This window comes from Microvirga pakistanensis, assembly GCF_004458765.1.
Lineage (GTDB): Bacteria > Pseudomonadota > Alphaproteobacteria > Rhizobiales > Beijerinckiaceae > Microvirga > Microvirga pakistanensis.
Map to the genome: position 1 here is coordinate 1 of NZ_SPJX01000196.1, position 223 is coordinate 223.

Genomic DNA, 223 nt, shown 5'->3' on the forward strand with positions numbered 1-223 from the left:
CGCGCACATGAAGTGGATCCTCGAGGAGTTCTGCAAGGCCTTCTTCGAGGTCGAGCGGGTGAAGATGCGCTTCCGCCCGTCCTTCTTCCCCTTCACCGAGCCGTCGGCGGACGTCGACATTCAGTGCTCGCGAAAAGGTGGCGAGATCCGCTTCGGCGAGGGCAACGACTGGCTCGAGATCCTCGGCTGCGGCATGGTGCACCCGAACGTGCTGCGGAACTGC

1 protein-coding gene is annotated in these 223 nt (G+C 63.7%); it reads left to right on the forward strand.

Going from position 1 to position 223, the window contains the following annotated elements:
- A partial coding sequence (locus E4K09_RS14010; RefSeq protein ID WP_483238018.1) for a tRNA ligase subunit PheS family protein occupies positions 1–223 on the forward strand: 223 nt, incomplete at both ends.